This window comes from Plectonema radiosum NIES-515 (genome assembly GCF_025753815.1).
Classification (GTDB): domain Bacteria; phylum Cyanobacteriota; class Cyanobacteriia; order Cyanobacteriales; family Nostocaceae; genus Hassallia; species Hassallia radiosum_A.
The window spans coordinates 1-16,901 of the sequence record NZ_JAOWRF010000388.1 but is presented as its reverse complement, the minus strand read 5'-3'; the positions used below and the strand labels follow the sequence as shown (position 1 = coordinate 16,901).

Annotated in this window: 14 protein-coding genes and 1 pseudogene; 10 read left to right on the top strand and 5 right to left on the bottom strand. The window is 41.7% G+C overall.

All coding sequences use genetic code 11. The features are described 5' to 3' along the window. Nucleotides 1-32: 32 nt before the first annotated feature. From OGM63_RS27345 to kdpB, 4 genes are all read right to left on the bottom strand, one after another. Nucleotides 33-1,184: a histidine kinase gene (locus tag OGM63_RS27345; RefSeq protein ID WP_263748876.1), complete on the bottom strand. Its 1,152-nt coding sequence runs from the start codon at nucleotides 1,182-1,184 to the stop codon at nucleotides 33-35. Between the two features lie 93 nt (nucleotides 1,185-1,277). After that, nucleotides 1,278-1,883: a K(+)-transporting ATPase subunit C gene (gene kdpC / locus OGM63_RS27340; RefSeq protein ID WP_263748875.1), complete on the bottom strand. Its 606-nt coding sequence runs from the start codon at nucleotides 1,881-1,883 to the stop codon at nucleotides 1,278-1,280. Between the two features lie 43 nt (nucleotides 1,884-1,926). After that, nucleotides 1,927-2,196, bottom strand: a complete 270-nt coding sequence (locus tag OGM63_RS27335; protein WP_263748874.1) for a potassium-transporting ATPase subunit F — start codon at nucleotides 2,194-2,196, stop codon at nucleotides 1,927-1,929. 109 nt (nucleotides 2,197-2,305) lie between these two features. Continuing rightward, complete coding sequence (gene kdpB, locus OGM63_RS27330) at nucleotides 2,306-4,483, bottom strand: potassium-transporting ATPase subunit KdpB (RefSeq protein ID WP_263748873.1); 2,178 nt, start codon at nucleotides 4,481-4,483, stop codon at nucleotides 2,306-2,308. Nucleotides 4,484-4,731: 248 nt separating this feature from the next. On the opposite strand from kdpB, the gene purM reads away from it, so the two are divergent. The 10 genes and pseudogenes from purM (at nucleotide 4,732) to OGM63_RS27280 (ending at nucleotide 15,400) form a co-directional block, all read left to right on the top strand. After that, nucleotides 4,732-5,760, top strand: coding sequence for a phosphoribosylformylglycinamidine cyclo-ligase (gene purM, locus OGM63_RS27325; protein ID WP_263748872.1), 1,029 nt, complete (start codon nucleotides 4,732-4,734; stop codon nucleotides 5,758-5,760). Nucleotides 5,761-6,085: 325 nt separating this feature from the next. Beyond that, nucleotides 6,086-6,772, top strand: coding sequence for a PHP domain-containing protein (locus tag OGM63_RS27320; RefSeq protein ID WP_263748871.1), 687 nt, complete (start codon nucleotides 6,086-6,088; stop codon nucleotides 6,770-6,772). A 359-nt stretch (nucleotides 6,773-7,131) separates the two neighbouring features. Next, nucleotides 7,132-8,022, top strand: a complete 891-nt coding sequence (locus OGM63_RS27315; protein ID WP_263748870.1) for a carbohydrate ABC transporter permease — start codon at nucleotides 7,132-7,134, stop codon at nucleotides 8,020-8,022. A gap of 122 nt (nucleotides 8,023-8,144) precedes the next feature. Further along, nucleotides 8,145-8,795 carry a hypothetical protein gene (locus OGM63_RS27310; RefSeq protein WP_263748869.1) on the top strand — a complete coding sequence of 217 codons (651 nt, stop codon included), beginning with the start codon at nucleotides 8,145-8,147 and terminating at the stop codon, nucleotides 8,793-8,795. Continuing rightward, nucleotides 8,796-9,044, top strand: coding sequence for a helix-turn-helix transcriptional regulator (locus OGM63_RS27305; RefSeq protein ID WP_318528555.1), 249 nt, complete (start codon nucleotides 8,796-8,798; stop codon nucleotides 9,042-9,044). A gap of 255 nt (nucleotides 9,045-9,299) precedes the next feature. Beyond that, nucleotides 9,300-9,509, top strand: coding sequence for a hypothetical protein (locus OGM63_RS27300; RefSeq protein ID WP_263748866.1), 210 nt, complete (start codon nucleotides 9,300-9,302; stop codon nucleotides 9,507-9,509). Between the two features lie 548 nt (nucleotides 9,510-10,057). Then, nucleotides 10,058-11,221, top strand: a complete 1,164-nt coding sequence (locus OGM63_RS27295; protein ID WP_263748865.1) for a GuaB3 family IMP dehydrogenase-related protein — start codon at nucleotides 10,058-10,060, stop codon at nucleotides 11,219-11,221. A 426-nt stretch (nucleotides 11,222-11,647) separates the two neighbouring features. After that, nucleotides 11,648-11,998, top strand: a pseudogene (gene trxA, locus OGM63_RS27290) (thioredoxin); the annotation flags it as partial. Nucleotides 11,999-12,604: 606 nt separating this feature from the next. Then, a complete protein-coding gene (locus OGM63_RS27285) occupies nucleotides 12,605-13,675 on the top strand; it encodes an LOG family protein (RefSeq protein ID WP_263748886.1) in 1,071 nt (356 codons plus the stop codon). A gap of 402 nt (nucleotides 13,676-14,077) precedes the next feature. Then, nucleotides 14,078-15,400 (top strand): D-alanyl-D-alanine carboxypeptidase, encoded by a 1,323-nt coding sequence (locus OGM63_RS27280; protein ID WP_263748864.1) that lies wholly within the window; start codon nucleotides 14,078-14,080, stop codon nucleotides 15,398-15,400. A gap of 370 nt (nucleotides 15,401-15,770) precedes the next feature. Here the strand turns inward: OGM63_RS27280 and lptC are convergent. Continuing rightward, a partial coding sequence (gene lptC / locus OGM63_RS27275) for an LPS export ABC transporter periplasmic protein LptC (RefSeq protein WP_263748863.1) occupies nucleotides 15,771-16,901 on the bottom strand: 1,131 nt, incomplete at its 5' end.

Here is a 16,901-nt window from a genome sequence, read left to right as displayed (position 1 = left end):
AACGCTGATGGACGCTGATAATTATTTAAACCTCATGCTTTGTTTATCTGCGGTGACAATTTTTCGTTGTTTTTTTCAGTGGAAATTATATGTAAATCAACGTTTTTGAGCAAGCGGACTAATATTTGTGTTAAAGATCCTTTCCAGAGTATTTGCCAGCGCGATCGCTGACTTTCGCCAATTACAATCTGGGTGATGTGATATTGTTTCGCTACTTCTGCGATCGCACCAGCCACATCATTACTGCTGAAATGAATAAAATTTCCTTCAAATTCTTTACACAGTTTCTCACAAGTTTCGATATACAAACTTTCCTCTTTGGTGAGGAAGCGGTCTTTTTCTTTGACAAACACAGTAAAAAGAGGGGCATTCATATAATTAGCAAGTCTAGCCCCTCGACGCAATAGTTGCACTGAGTTGGGATAGGTGGATACGCACACCAAAACCCGCTCGTGAATATTACAGAATTGTCCTGCGGGGGTGGAAGCGATCGCATCTTCTTCGATGTTGTCTGCGACTTCCCGCAAAGCCAATTCTCGCAAAGCTATGAGATTGCGACGTTGGAAGAAATTATCAAGGGATTGTTGGATTTTTGGCTGTGCATAAATTTTGCCTTCTCGCAACCGTTCTTGGAGAGTTTCTGGTGTGACATCTATGACAATAATTTGATTTGCTTCGTCTAGGATGCGATCGGGAACGCGTTCTCGTACTATCACCCCAGTAATTCGCGCTACTAGGTCATTGAGACTTTCTAAATGTTGAATATTCATTGTCGAGTATACATCAATGCCTGCTGCCAAAATGATTTCTACATCTTGGTAGCGTTTTTCACGCTCTTGACCTGGGACATTGGTATGTGCTAGTTCATCGACTAACACTAACTGAGGCGATCGCGCTAAAATTGCATCGGTATCCATTTCCGTCAAAGTCAATCCGCTGCGAAGAATTTCTTTACGGGGTATTATTTCTAACATTAGGGCTTTTTGTGCCGTTTCTTTACGTCCGTGGGTTTCCAAAAGCCCAACGACAACATCAATTCCCTGCTGTTTTAGTGCGTGTCCTTCTTCCAACATGCGGTAGGTTTTGCCCACCCCAGGAGCCATACCAATAAATATTTTATGTTTGCCCCGTCGCGCGGAACGTATAGGATAATAACTTCCAGAACTTGAAAGTTTAGTGCTCATAAAGTTGTTGTTTGTTGGTTGTTAATTGTTGGTTAACCTCATTACTAACCACTATCGACTATCCACTATCCACTAACCACCAACCATTATGATTTATTGATTTTGCCTACGATTAATTTCTTGGAGGTCGAGAGCGTAATTCAATCGTAGAACATTAACTCCAGGCTCTCCAAAAATCCCTAAAAATCTTTTATCGGTATACTTATCAAGTAAAGGACGTATTTCATCTTCGCGGACACCACGAGCTTTAGCAACTCGATCTAACTGCTCCCCTGCTGCTTTTATTGATATATGCGGGTCTAAGCCAGAACCAGATGTATAAATTAAATCGGCAAGTGGTTGAATATTCTCGTCTTTGAGTTGATTTGCTCGCTCTACAATTCGTTTTAGCAATTCTGGATTACTGGGAGCGAGATTGCTTGCACCAGATATGCCTGTTGGTTTAGCTTGTTTTCCTTGGCTATATCTGACTGTACTGGGACGACCGTGAAAATAGCGCTCATTTCTGAACTGTTGTCCAATCAAAGCCGAACCAATTGGTTGGTCTTTGAAATTATATACGATGCTGCCATTAGCCTTTTCTTGAAGCAAGGGTAATTGAGCTATCAAAAGAATAAATAAAGGATAAATAATTGCTGTCAGCAACCACAGAACCAAAGTAATGCGAATTGCTCTGATAGCTTCTTTCACAATAGACATTTTTTTTCAAAACCTCTAATATTTATTTTATTTTTTTGCCTAATTAATAACGTTCAGGGCGAAAAATGACATCAGATAAGTAAATTAAAAGTGCGAGAGTCACAAATCCTAAAATCCCGATCGCCCAAGCCGAACGACGTTCCAAATTGCTATCTGCAGCAGCGTAAATAACTGGAGCAATTACCAAATTCAAACACAGAACGATAAAAATTACGAGGGGCAATTTTTGTTTATACCATCGCCAAAAAATAAATAAAATTGCCTGCACTGCATCCATGAGAAAATACTTATATTCTAAATTAACTCTTTTCATAACTTTTCTTGTGTCCTTCTTCTGTCAGAGACGCTCTGCGATCGCGGTTAGTTCTCTTAATAATTGTAGAGACATTAACTAGAACATCTCTACAATCAAAAATCAAGCTTCACGCTAACCCTATTGTCGTAATTAACGTGTCAATCAACTTAATCGCAATAAATGGTGCAATCACCCCACCCAACCCATAAATTAAGATATTACGTTGTAGTAATTGATTAGCAGTTAGCGGTCTAAACTTCACACCCCGTAATGCCAAAGGAATCAAAGCGGGAATAATTAGAGCATTGTAAATCAGCGCTGACAGTATTGCAGAATTAATACTGGTCAATTTCATGATATTCAAACTTTGCAAATTTGCAGTACCAAATAGCACTGGAATAATCGCAAAATATTTAGCAATATCATTGGCTAGAGAAAATGTAGTTAATGCTCCACGAGTAATCAGCAATTGTTTACCAATAGAAACGATATCAATGAGCTTGGTGGGATCGGAGTCCAAATCTACCATGTTTGCCGCTTCTTTGGCTGCCTGAGTACCCGTATTCATTGCTACTCCAACATTTGCTTGAGCGAGGGCAGGAGCATCGTTAGTACCGTCCCCCGTCATCGCTACAAGTTTGCCTTTTGCCTGTTCGCTTTGAATCACAGAGATTTTATCTTCTGGTGTTGCTTCGGCTATAAAGTCATCAACTCCAGCTTCTTGGGCAATTACAGAAGCGGTAATGCGATTGTCGCCGGTTAGCATGATGGTACGCACACCCATGCGTCGCAACTGGTCAAAACGTTCGCGAAGACCGGGTTTGACAATATCTTTAAGATAGATGATGCCGTAAATTTCCCGATCTAAGCAAACGGCTAAGGGTGTACCTCCCTGTTGGGAAACTTGTTCGTAAGCAGCGTTGAGTTCTGAGGAATCTTGTCCGTTACGCGATTCTCCTTCTCCTACCAAAGACGCTTCGTGAACGGAGACACTTCGCGATTCTCCTTCAAAGACACTTCGCGATCGCACAAATCCCTGAATTGCTCCTACTGCTCCCTTGCGTGCTTGATATCCACCTGGTAAGTTAGTACCACTCATGCGCGTTTTGGCAGAAAAGTCAACTGGTTCTGAGTGATTGGGGTCAAATTCAATTTTTGCCCCTAACTTTTCTGCCAGCCGGACAATGGATTTACCTTCTGGGGTATCATCAAATACGCTAGCTGCCAAAGCTACCCTGGCAATTTCCTCGATTGAGTGACCGTTGATGGGGATAAATTCCTCTGCCAAACGGTTGCCAAGGGTAATTGTACCTGTTTTATCGAGAACTAAAGTGTTAACGTCACCGCAGGCTTCTACTGCTCGTCCGGAAGTAGCAATCACGTTAAATTGGGCAACTCGATCCATACCGGCAATACCGATCGCACTAAGCAAACCACCGATGGTTGTTGGGATTAATGCCACCAACAAAGCAATTAAAATTGGTACGCTGATTATACTTTTGACATAAAAGGCGATCGCTGGCAATGTCACCACAACAAACAAAAACACCAAGCTCAGAACTGCCAATAACACCGTCAAAGCAATTTCATTCGGCGTTTTGCTGCGTTCTGCACCTTCCACCAAAGAAATCATCCGATCAATAAAGCCTTTACCTGGATCGGCTGTAATCCGGATAATTAATTCATCGGAAATAATTCGCGTGCCCCCGGTAACTGAACTAGCAACATCCGAGCCTGATTCTTTCAATACTGGTGCAGATTCCCCAGTAATTGCCGATTCATCTACTGATGCGACACCCATAATCACTTCGCCATCGGCGGGAATGATATCACCAGCAACTACATATACAGTATCACTTTGTCTGAGGCTGGTGGAAGGTACTTCGGTAATTGAACCATCAGGGGAGAGTTTTCTTGCCAGTGTTTCTGACTGAGTTGCTCGCAAAGCATCAGCTTGAGCTTTACCGCGTCCTTCAGCGACAGCTTCGGCAAAATTGGCAAACCACACCGTAAAGAATAAAATCCCGGTAATCAAGCCGTTAAAACGTTGTAAATTATTGCCTGGGACTTGTCCAAATAGGTAAGGATCAATCGTAACTAAAAGAGTAATAATTGTGCCTACCCAAACCAAAAACATGACTGGGTTTTTGATTGCAGATTTAGGATTTAGCTTGACAAAAGCATCTTTAACTGCTCTTAGGTAAAGTCCTTTATTGTTTACTTTAGACTTTTTCGGCGATTGACGGCGATCGCTCTTGGGAGAACGTGTAGGTCTATTTTTGGGAGTAGTTGCAACGGGATTCATATATTTTGGGCATTGGGGAGTTAGGAGTGGGGAGTTAGGAGTTGGGAGTTGGGAGTGGGGAGTTGGGAGTGGGGAGTGGGGAGTGGGGAGTTGGGAGTGGGGAGTTAGGAGTTAGGAGTTGGGAGTTGGGAGTGGGGAGTGGGGAGTTGGGAGTGGGGAGTTGGGAGTGAAAAACTTACCGACTATGCACTTTTGACTCTATACTCATTTACTGTGGACTAATGACCATTGACTATTGACTAAGTGTTATGGATTATCGGGATGCAGGAGTTGATGTAGAGGCTGGTCGAGCTTTTGTAGATCAAATTCGCAATCTGGTCGAGAGCACCTTTCGACCGGGAGTAATTGGGGGATTGGGTGGCTTTGGTGGGTGCTTTCAACTACCGGGGGGTTTCAAGGAACCAGTATTGGTTTCTGGGACAGATGGTGTGGGTACAAAGCTGAAAATCGCTTCTGCTGTTAATCGCCATGATACTGTTGGTATTGATTTGGTGGCGATGTGCGTTAATGATGTACTGACATCTGGTGCCGAACCACTGTTTTTTTTAGATTATGTAGCTACAGGTAAGTTAGAAAAAGAGCAGTTGACTCAGGTGGTTGCGGGTATAGCTTCTGGGTGTAAGCTAGCTGGTTGCGCTTTGTTGGGAGGAGAAACGGCAGAAATGCCAGGTTTTTACTCTTTGGGTGAGTATGACTTGGCTGGGTTTTGTGTGGGAATTGTGGAAAAAAGCCAGATGCTGGATGGTTCTAAGGTGCAAGTGGGAGATGTAGCGATCGCACTCCCTAGCAGTGGTGTCCACAGTAATGGCTTTAGTTTGGTGAGAAAGATTATCACTGAATGCAATTTATCTTGGAGCGATCGCCCCAAATTACTAAACGGTCAATCTTTAGGCGAAACTTTTCTCACACCTACTCACATTTACGTCAAACCGGTTCTTGCAGCGCGTCAAGCAGGCTTAGAAATTCACGGAATGGCTCATATAACTGGTGGTGGTTTGCCAGAAAATCTGCCGCGATGCTTGGGGAAAAATCAAGCGATTAAAATTAACCCAGGTAGTTGGACTATTCCCCCTGTATTTCAGTGGCTAGCTGATGCTGGTTCAGTTAGTCCCGAAGCGATGTATAACACTTTTAATATGGGAATTGGATTTGTGTTGCTAGTTCCACCAAATCACGTAGAGCAGACGATTAATTACTTTCAATCACAGGATGTTCCTGCGAATGCGATCGCACAGGTAATTGCTGGTTCAGGCGAATTATTAGAATTACCATACTAAAATATAGGATTTTCTGTCTATATACTGATTAGTTTTTTCTGAGTTACAGACCTTATCTCTATCCTAAAGTACCATTAAATCTCGATATTACCTGTGATTTATACGGGCATCAATTGCTATATTTATGACGCTTGTTCCTAACTGCCATCGAAAATACTCATGACCGTCAGCCTTTGAATTTGCTAACGTAGTCTTAACATATTGAAAAAATTTGCTGATGAAGCTGAAAAAATAGCGGCTCCAACACTGATTTACAGTGCTGGTATTTGTCATCTGTAAATCTATCTTGTTGGAGTGTTAGAAATACATACTTTTCAAAAGGGTTATGGCTGTAAATTTTGCCCGGACTTCTGCTTCCAGGGAACTTTTAAAAGAAGTATTCCAGAACATCGACGCACAAAGTTGTCCGAGGTGTTTTAACTTTCACATGCACACTGTCCATTCTGATGGCAGGTTGCAGCCGGCTGCATTGATGGAACAGGCGATCGCTATTGGCTTACAAGGATTTGCCATCACAGACCATCATAGTGTTAATGGCTATCAAGCAGCAAAATCTTGGTTAGAAGATTGGAAGTGGAAAAACAGCAGTGCAAATGCTCCTTACCTGTGGAGTGGGGTAGAAATTAATGCCAACCTTTTAAATGTGGAAGTCCACATTTTGGGTTATGCTTTTGAACCAGAACATCCAAGTATAAAAAACTACTTAAATAGTAAAATAGTTACTGATAAAGATTATCAGATAGCTAATGTGATTGCGGCAATTCAGAATGCAGGGGGATTAGCCGTACTCGCTCATCCAGCTCGTTATAAGCGATCGCATTTCGACTTAATACCTGCTGCTGCCTCAGCAGGTATTGATGGTGTGGAAACGTTTTACGCCTACAATAATCCTAATCCTTGGCGAGCAAGTGTTTTGGAATCAAAACAGGTACAACAGCTAGCTAATGAATTTAATCTTTACAGTACTTGTGGTACTGATACCCACGGTTTAAGTCTGCTGCAACGATTATAAAGATAATAATGAATCGTATTGAGGATGAGACGAAAAATGTGCAACCTCTCTACAAAGGTTTTTATTTCACGCAAAATCATTTTCACGCTCTGACTTCAGCAACGCTCATAAATTAGTTAGCGATCGCACCATTCTCAAAAAGCATCAGTCCACAAAGCATGAGAAAAGATGGTAAATAACTTCCCATCCTTTCTCATGTAGAATATCTAAGACTTACCCAAAAACTCTCTCAAACTCCTATTCCTTAGCAGTTCGTTTTTTGGTACTTTTGCGTAAGTCTTAATTAATTAGCTTCCTTATATTGCACTCATCCACGGCGGAAAATCCATCTGCCAAAAGCACTATAAAAAAACGCCCCTATGAATAGATTGACACCCCAAAATTGGCTCCTTATTCAACAGCGATTAACTCCCTATTTGTTTTTGCTACCCGCATTAATTATCTTGGTTCTCACCGTCTTTTATCCGGCACTGCAAGCGTTTTATCTCAGCTTTACCCGCTACGAATACGACATTACCCAGATGCCCCAATGGGTCGGTTTTGCCAACTTCCAGCGCTTATTTAAAGACCCAGTTTTTTGGCAAACTTTGGTTAATACACTGATTTATCTTGTTGGTGTAGTGCCTATTTTAGTCATTGCCCCCTTAATTTTAGCAATTTTGGTAAATCAGAAACTACGGGGAATGAATTGGTTTAGAGCAGCTTACTACACACCAGTAGTAATATCAATGGTAGTTGCGGGTATCGCCTTCAAATGGCTGTATGCCGAAAACGGCTTACTCAATCAGTTACTTAAAGGCATTTTTCCCGAAGGAATTCCTTGGTTAACTAGCCCCAAATTTGCCCTTTACAGTGTGATGGCAGTCACCGTCTGGAAGGGATTAGGCTATTACATGGTGATTTATTTAGCAGGCTTGCAATCAATTGGTGCAGATGTCTACGAAGCCGCAGCAATTGATGGTTCAGATGGCATCAGCAAACACTGGGATATTACCGTCCCCTTAATGAAACCTTATTTAGCATTAGTAGCAGTAATTTCGGCTATTTCTGCCACCAAAGTATTTGAAGAAGTCTACATTATGACCCAAGGTGGACCGCGTAACAGTTCCAAAACCATAGTTTATTATCTTTATGAACAAGCATTTAATAACTTAGAAATTAGTTATGCTTGCACAATTGGGCTAGTATTATTTTTAATAATTTTGAGCTTATCGATAGTGCGAATATTACTTAATGGTGTTAGTTTGTAGAAAAAGTAAGCAGATACATCAAACCTAGAACACAAATCGTGTTGTTAAGAATATGAGAAAAAATTCAAAAAAAAATATTTTCTCTGCGTCTCGTGGGTGAATAAATCATCGCGTAAATAGTAATGCAAATAGAGAAACCTTTAATAATTAATGCCACCGAATCAGAAAAACTCAAACCAATCCTTCCCAAACCTGTAATTCTCTCCACACCAGTCACAGGTTGGAATGGTTTTTATTTTGCCTATCATCGGCAGTTAAATCATAAAATTCCGGAAACTTGCCCTTCACAACATATTAGTGCCATTTGCATTGAAGGTTTTCAGGCAAACATGAAAATCAACAAACAATGGCAACACAAATCTTATAGCCCAAGTGATGTAGCAATTTTTCCGGCAGACCAAATTTCCCCAGCAGTAGAATTTGAGCAAGAATTAGGATTTATTATCCTTTGTCTAGAGCCAGCATTTTTGCATCGCGCTGCCTATGAATCAGTTGATGCTGATAACATTGAAATTATCCAGCAACTGCAAACCCACGATCCCTTAATTCAACAAATTGGACTTGCATTAAAAAGAGAATTAGAAATAAGTATAGTTGATAGTCGTCTTTATGCAGAGTCAGCAGCAAATATGCTAGGGGTGCATTTATTAAAACGCTATTCAGCGCGAAAACTGAACATTAGAGAATATACAGGTGGATTGCCAAAGCACAAATTAAAAGAAGCGATCGCTTACATCAACGAAAACTTAGAAGAAAATTTATCACTTGCATAAATTAGTGCGATCGCTCAAATGAGTCCACATTATTTTGCCAGCTTATTTAAGCAATCAACAGGAATCGTACCTCATCAATATGTCACGAAATGCCGAATCGATAAAGCAAAGCATTTACTCGCAAAACAAGAATTATCAGTTCTACAAATTTCCCACCTTGTAGGATTCCAAAGTCAAAGCCATTTTGCTAAAATCTTTCGCAAATACGTAGGCATTACTCCTCAAGCATTTAAAGCAAATTTTCAATGAATCATACTAATCTCTATATTTTAAATAGCTATATAACAATCCTAAATGAGTTGTGAGATTTTTTTTAACGAACCGCCGACACAATACGGTTCGGTGCTCTTTTATTAATGCCAAAAGTGCTTCAAGCTCATTTAGAGAACTTCTTTCCCTGCATGGGAATAATGCATGGTGAGAGTCCGCTTTTAAGCCTCAAAGAGTGTCATTTTTACATTCTTTGAATCACCAAATCAATCTCGCGTTTACGTTCTGATGTTCATGAAAGCGCATACTCCGATTGCCCATCTGCTCAAAGGAAATCTTCTGCGGCTGATTGAAGTTGTTATTGAGCAAGACGCTGACATTTTAGGCAAACTTTATGCGAATACACCTCAGCATATTAAACTTAATAATGAAGTTGGCATCGATTGGGTGCGGCGAAATTTTAATAATTTCCCCACAGTTGTAGAACCGAATCTTTCACTCTAGTACTTTTGTTAATTCCCGAAATAGTAGCTTTGCAGATGAAGGCACTAATGCGCGATTGGTGCCAAGCGAGCTTCCCGCTTCGCACCAATCGAACCGAACGATCGGACTGAGTAGCGTTGCCCGGTGAAGCCAAGCACCTCATACTAAGTAGCGTTCATAGGTAGTACTCTAAGATGAGGAAAAAAAGTTAAAGAACCCAGGCGATCGCTTCTAGTAACAATCATACCTTTTCGCTCAAAACAATTGCCAAAAATTAAATTTGATTGCCAAAATAATCAATACCTAACAACCAAATAAGTTTTGATTCCGGCTATCTAGAACCATAGATATATGCAGATAAATCCTTGAAAATGCGTCGATTATTGGTGTCCTATTTAAACATTTGAATTCACCCAATTTTATCTAAGATACAAACAAATTCCCAATTTTTGGTTCTTTTCTCCTTTCTTGCTATCCTTGGCAGCTTGCAGGTTACTTTCACCAAAAACGCTGCAAGTTCCCCCGCAATTTGATACCCTAGCTTAAACAGATTTCGCAATGTTAAAAGCGTGGACATTCAAATTGGTCGGGGTAAGACAGCTCGCAGAGCTTACGGAATTGATGAAATTGCTTTAGTCCCCTCAGGGAGGACACTCGATCCGAGTTTGGCAGATACCAAATGGCGTATTGGCAATATAGAGCGGGAAATTCCGATAATTGCGAGTGCGATGGATAGTGTGATAGATGTCCGCATGGCTGTACGTTTGTCGCAGTTAGGAGCATTGGGGGTTCTCAATTTAGAGGGTATCCAAACTCGTTATGCTGATCCAGAGCCGATTTTAAATAAAATTGCTTCTGTTGGCAAAAATGAATTTGTTTCTTTAATGCAACAACTATATGCCGAACCAATAAAGCAGGAATTAATTGAACAACGTATTCAGGAAATTAAACGACAAGGTGGTATTGCGGCAGTAAGTGCTACTCCAGCAGCTGCGAGCAAATATGGTGCGGTGGTAGCGCAAGCAGGGGCAGATTTATTTTTTGTACAAGCAACCGTGGTTTCGACGGCACACTTGTCACCAGAGTCGGTAGTTCCACTTGATTTGGCAGAATTTTGTCGATCAATGCCCATCCCTGTGATATTGGGGAATTGTGTAACTTACGAAGTCACCTTAAATTTGATGAAAGCTGGAGCTGCTGCTGTGATGGTGGGAATTGGTCCTGGAGCGGCTTGTACCTCTCGTGGAGTATTGGGTGTGGGTGTGCCTCAAGCGAGTGCGATCGCTGACTGTGCAGCCGCTAGAGACGATTATCACGAAGAAACTGGTAATTATGTCCCCGTGATTGCCGATGGTGGTTTAATCACAGGCGGAGACATTTGTAAGTGTATCGCCTGCGGTGCCGATGGCGTGATGATTGGCTCTCCCTTTGCTAGATGCGCCGAAGCCCCTGGAGGAGGTTATCATTGGGGGATGGCGACTCCTAGCCCTCTATTGCCCCGTGGTACGCGAATTAGCGTCGGCACTACCGGCACTCTAGAGCAAATTCTCACCGGACCTGCGGCTTTAGATGATGGCACTCATAATCTTTTGGGAGCCTTAAAGACAAGTATGGGAACTTTAGGAGCTAAAAATATTAAAGAAATGCAACAAGTTGAAGTTGTCATTGCTCCTTCTTTATTAACTGAAGGTAAAGTTTACCAAAAAGCTCAACAACTAGGCATGGGTAAATAAAGCGCTTAGGGACTTTTTACTGGGAACTGGGGACTATGAACTGGGGAATAGGGACTAGAAAATTTAACTAGCCCAATAACCACTAACTCCTAACAACCCGGAAAGAAATTTTTCCGTGACTCTTAAACAATCACTGGAAAAATCATATATGTCGCCTACAATGGAGAAAGCGGAGACGCATGTTTCCGTTCACTCCTCACACCACACTCCGCCCGGACTATTGTTCGGGCGGTTCCTTATGTATATAAAATTATTAGCTGGCAGCCAGATGTTGGCTGTGACGCAAAGCAAAAAAGCTGACTTAGCCCACTAAGTCAGCTTTTTTGTCAAGCCAGATGTTAATAAAATCTACAGCTTCTTTGCAAATGTACATCCGACAATCCGAAGCGGTGGTTTTTGCTATGGTAGAATTTTCTCGAAGCTCAGAAATATAATAGGCAAAGGTTTTTAGGCATGTCAGCAGCCGCACAAGTTTCGGATTCTACGTTTAAGCAAGAAGTACTGGATAGCGAAGTTCCGGTTTTAGTTGACTTTTGGGCACCGTGGTGCGGTCCCTGCCGGATGGTAGCTCCGGTTGTAGATGAAATCGCTTCTCAGTACGGCGATCAAATCAAGGTGGTTAAAGTTAACACCGATGAAAACCCGAATGTTGCCAGTCAATACGGCATCCGCAGCATTCCCACATTAATGATTTTTAAGGGTGGGCAAAAAGTTGATATGGTGGTCGGTGCTGTACCGAAAACTACATTAGCCAATACTTTGGAAAAGTATCTTTGAAACTTAACCACTGGAAAACTCCTCTTAAGTTGTCCATTTGGTTTGGTATTAGCTAAGTTTTTGTTAACGATTTACTAAGACGCGAATTTTCGCGTCTCTAGAAAATCGTTTTCAAAAGTAATGATTCTTAACATTACTTTTGGTAAAGTAATTTTTTATTGCTGTAACATTTCTGCGAAAATCCTTTGGTTGTACTTTCAACTCAAGTGGAGATAAAACTGTTTGAGCCAGTCAACATGTTTTTTTCAGAGATGGAATTACCGTTGCGGAGTGTAGATTTATCTGGCGATCGCAACAACAGTTTAGAATCCTCCTTTTTCAAAAGGGGGATAGTTCAACCAAAATACAAGCTCACTGTCAGATGCTTGGCTTTGATGAGCAGGGGTTGACGACGCTAGTCGTCACCAGCGCCTTGGTTTATGGTAAACCAAAGGTGCTTTTTATTGTAAACTACCCCACGGCTAGAAGCCGTGGACTTTCAGTAGCCCTGATGTGGTCTGCAAGATCCCTGATATTCGTAAAATCTTCAATCGCAATGATGGCATTATTTTGATCACAACACACCAAATCTGGGTAAAATATAATGCTATTTTGGCGGCAGTTCTCATGACCTCCGAAACCTCATTCGACACATTAGACTCTCTTTCTGCGGATATTGCGCTCTTAATCGATCGCTTACCAACCTTAAAAAATCGGCAATTTATCAAACAGGCACTGACGACAATAGTACGTTTAGCTGAAAGCGACATTGATCGTCTTGACTGGAAGATATTATCTGCCTCTCTAACAGACATGGAGCAGGGTTTTCAACTGTTTCACGCTTATCGACACATTCGCAAAGTAACCATCTTCGGTTCTGCCCGTCTTTCGCCAGAAAGCCCAGAATACCGCATGGCGGTTCAATTTGCTCGCTATGTCTCTGGGTTGGGGTTCATGGTGATGACAGGTGGTGGTGGTGGTATTATGCAAGCCGGTCACGAAGGTGCTGGACGAGAAAATTCCTTTGGCTTAAACATTCAATTGCCGTTTGAGCAAGAGGCAAATCGGTTTATTGAAGGTGATCCAAAGCTGATTCACTTTAAGTATTTCTTCACCCGCAAGCTGTTTCTTCTCAAGGAAAGCGATGCTGTAGCTTTGTTTGCTGGTGGTTTTGGCACTCAAGACGAAGCTTTTGAGTGCATGACATTGAGCCAAACAGGTAAGTTTGGTCCAGTACCTTTAGTTTTAATCGATCACCCTGGTGGCGATTACTGGCGGTCTTGGAGCGAATATATTGATAAGCAACTGGTGCAAAAAGGTTTAGTAAGTCCGGAAGACCCAAGTCTATACACAGTCACAGACAATCTGGATGTAGCTTGTAATGCAATTACCAGTTTTTATCAGGTTTATCACTCCAGCCGCTATGTAGGCGATCGCTTAATCATCCGTCTACATACGGATTTATCAGACGCTGAAGTCGAGCAACTAAATGCTAATTTTAGCGACATCTTGGTTCATGGGAAAATTGAAAAAAGTCACGCTTTACCCCAAGAAGGACAAGATGAAGCGGTTGGGCTACCCCGTCTCATTTTGTACTTCAATCAACGCGACTTGGGACGCTTGTATCAAATGATTGCCGCAATTAATCGGATAGCCACTCCTTCACCAGAGGATGCCGCTCATCCAGAAAGGAAGTAATACCAAATCCGATTTATTCCTCTATTTTCTCAAGTCCGTCCAACCGGACTTTTTTTATATTAGACATCGACCGCTATGCTTATTATGCGTTGCCCAAACCCTTGTAGAGACGCGAAATTTCGCGTCTCTACGTTTTTTTTCACTCCTATATCTATTGATAAGGCAACGCTGGCGAGGAATTTATTAACTTTCAGAAACTGACTTGATATTTTTCTGTGCGGAAAGTGATCAAAAAGTGGTAGAAATTTTAGAAGTGTAAACGTAATAACTAAAACAATGTTATCCATCCTACCTATAGATATTAAAAATACTAGTTATTATGACTCAATGCTGATTAGCATAAAAAAGCGTTGTATATTTGCACAGGAAATAAATTACCACGTCCTAACAGGGGAATAAAGAATGCTGGAATTATTGGGTTCAGGTTTAGTTACGCTCTGGCTAGAAATGGCAGGGGTACAACTCAAGCCTTTAAATGCTTTTGATGCATTGGCTTGGCAAAGTAGCCCAGGCTTGGTTCTTGCCCCCGATCCAAATCCAGCTGGGGCTATTACAGTCCAAGAATATCTCAAGGCACTGGTAACATCAAAGCTGATAGATCCGAATCTGACAGAAAGTCAAGGTATTTGGATGCAGTCGGGACCGATGCTTATGGCTAATCACCAAGGTACGACTCCTCTACCTGCGGCTTCGTTAACAAAAATTGCTACCTCTTTAGTTGCTTTGAAAACTTGGGGACCAGACCACCAATTTGATACTTTGGTCAGCGCAACAGGACCAATACAAAATGGAGTTTTACAGGGTGATTTGGTGATTGCTGCTAGTAACGATCCGATGTTTGTTTGGGAGGAAGCGATCGCGCTTGGTAATACTCTCAACAAAATGGGGATCAAGCAAGTCAAAGGAAATTTGGTAATTACTGGGAATTTCATGATGAATTTCCAGCCTAATCCGATAGTAGCAGGTCAAACGCTCAAGCAAGCACTGAATTACACCACTTGGTCGCGACCTGCTAATTACGTGTACTCAATTATGCCTAAGGGAACTCCGAAGCCTCAACTCGTAATTGCGGGTACTGTGAAATTAGAACCTCAAATAAATTCGCAACAAACCGTGCTGTTGCGTCACCGTTCTTTGCCTTTGAAGCAACTCATTAAGGAAATGAACGTTTTCAGCAATAACGAGATAGCACAGATGCTGGCGGACTCGGTAGGAGGAGCGCAGGTAGTACAATTAACAGCTGCCCAACTTGCTAGAGTACCGCAGTCAGAAATTCAATTAATCAATGGTTCGGGACTCGGACCTGAAAATCGCATTTCCCCCAGAGCAGTCTGTGCTATGTTAATGGCGTTACAACGAGAAGCACTCTTCCATCAATTGAGTTTGTCGGACTTTTTGCTGATTTCGGGTTTCGATCATCGTGGAACAATTCACGGCAGACACATGCCTACCGCTACTGTATTTAAAACTGGTACTCTACGGGATGTCAGTTCTTTAGCTGGAGTAATTCCCACACGCGATCGCGGTTTGGTTTGGTTTGCTATTCTTAACCGTGGTAACAATGTATCCGGTTTTCGCGCTGGACAAGACCAATTTTTGCAACATCTTGTGCAGAAATTGCAAGTAGCACCAGCTGTTCCCACTGCTCTGACTCCCCACTCAGCTATAAATACAGTACCCGAACTAGGTTCAGCCAGTCGCAATGAAATTGTGTATGGGGGATAGTTGTTGGTTGTTAGTTGTTAGTTGATAGTTGATGGTTGATAGTTGATAGTTGATGGTTGATAGTTGATATTTGTTAATTATTTATTCTTTGCCACTAACCACTAATACCAGTTCACGAAAACTTTGATATAAATGAATTTTGTAAAGACGCGAAATTTCGCGTCTCTACATATGTTTCACTATTAAAGTGAAATGGTATAACCACTAGCTACTATCCACTAACCTATCCTAATTCTTAACTCCTGAATCTTATACCGTTTCTGTATGAAGATGCATTTAATTAGCCCGCGTAGGAGGCGGGCTTTGTTCGTATAGCCCCAGCATTCCATGCTGAGGGGCGAATAAAGCGCAACCTCACATAGAATTGGTATTAGGGGATAATTTCTGTAACTACCCTACCACCAGAAGTATTACCACCAGTGACGGCAATGTTTTCGGTTTGTAAATTACCGACGGCTTTGTCACCGTTAAAAGTTAATGGTGGGTCAACTTGTCGATAAACTACATTGCCCTGAGCTTCAATTAATTTATTCTCAAGATACCAAGTTAATATATTAGATTTAATCGCCTGACGACGCTGCCCTATGGCGTTAACATTGCCTGTTAAATAAACTGTTTTTTGCGCTATTTTCATTTGGGCTTTATTAGCGGTGACGAGAACATTTTCAGCCCGATGGAAGACGCGCACGGGTGCATTTGTGTTGATACTTTCTGCGTTCAAATTCCAAGTCATAGAATTACTCGCTATTTGGATTGGTGGGTCTAGTAATTCGACTTGGGCGTTTTTGTTGAGGCTAGCAATTTTAGTTTTTAAGTTAAATTCGGCAGAATCTCCTCTACCGCGATCGCTGACTAAATTATCTTTGTAGCGGTCAAATTGCACTGGGCGATCGGCGATTAGTTTATCTTGTTTAATTTGCCAAATCAAATGCTCGGTTCGCATTTGCACTTGGGGATCAACAGAATTTGCTATTACCCCTCCAGAAAAGTCTATGCGTTGTTCGCGGGTTTTGACTCGTGCTTCTTGCGCTACGGCTTGTAATTGTTGATGGGTTCCGTTCAACTGATTGCGAACAATTAATAAATCTTCTTTCGGACGCCATTCTAATTCATTACCTTGCAACACAATGCCGTTGCGAGGATCTGTGGCGATGATTTTTCCCTTCAAAAGCAACTGCTTACCATCCTGATCGATGTCTGCCACATCTGCTTTTACTTGATAAACAACTTTACCATCTTGGTATAGTTCAGCATAGGGATTTTCCGCTTGACCAATTTGTTTTTCTTTAGTGTATTTTGCATGGTTGGCTCTAACTCGCCAAACTGGTCGTCCAACCTCATCAGCTTGTTCTAAATCCACATTAAAGAAGGTCAAGTTGCTATCCGAGTTTTTGGATGATGAACCCGAATCTGCTGATTTAGAATCTGTAGGTTTTTGACCCCCACAAGCAGTTAACCCGATTATCAAAAATAAGGTAATGGGTAAGAGGAAGGAGTGGAG

Coding starts and splice junctions, on each gene's coding strand:
- OGM63_RS27345 (WP_263748876.1), bottom strand. CDS start 1,184: ATGAGCACTAAACTTTCAAGTTCTGGAAGTTATTATCCTATACGTTCC.
- kdpC (WP_263748875.1), bottom strand. CDS start 1,883: ATGTCTATTGTGAAAGAAGCTATCAGAGCAATTCGCATTACTTTGGTT.
- OGM63_RS27335 (WP_263748874.1), bottom strand. CDS start 2,196: ATGAAAAGAGTTAATTTAGAATATAAGTATTTTCTCATGGATGCAGTG.
- kdpB (WP_263748873.1), bottom strand. CDS start 4,483: ATGAATCCCGTTGCAACTACTCCCAAAAATAGACCTACACGTTCTCCC.
- purM (WP_263748872.1), top strand. CDS start 4,732: ATGGATTATCGGGATGCAGGAGTTGATGTAGAGGCTGGTCGAGCTTTT.
- OGM63_RS27320 (WP_263748871.1), top strand. CDS start 6,086: ATGGCTGTAAATTTTGCCCGGACTTCTGCTTCCAGGGAACTTTTAAAA.
- OGM63_RS27315 (WP_263748870.1), top strand. CDS start 7,132: ATGAATAGATTGACACCCCAAAATTGGCTCCTTATTCAACAGCGATTA.
- OGM63_RS27310 (WP_263748869.1), top strand. CDS start 8,145: ATGCAAATAGAGAAACCTTTAATAATTAATGCCACCGAATCAGAAAAA.
- OGM63_RS27300 (WP_263748866.1), top strand. CDS start 9,300: ATGAAAGCGCATACTCCGATTGCCCATCTGCTCAAAGGAAATCTTCTG.
- OGM63_RS27285 (WP_263748886.1), top strand. CDS start 12,605: ATGACCTCCGAAACCTCATTCGACACATTAGACTCTCTTTCTGCGGAT.
- OGM63_RS27280 (WP_263748864.1), top strand. CDS start 14,078: ATGCTGGAATTATTGGGTTCAGGTTTAGTTACGCTCTGGCTAGAAATG.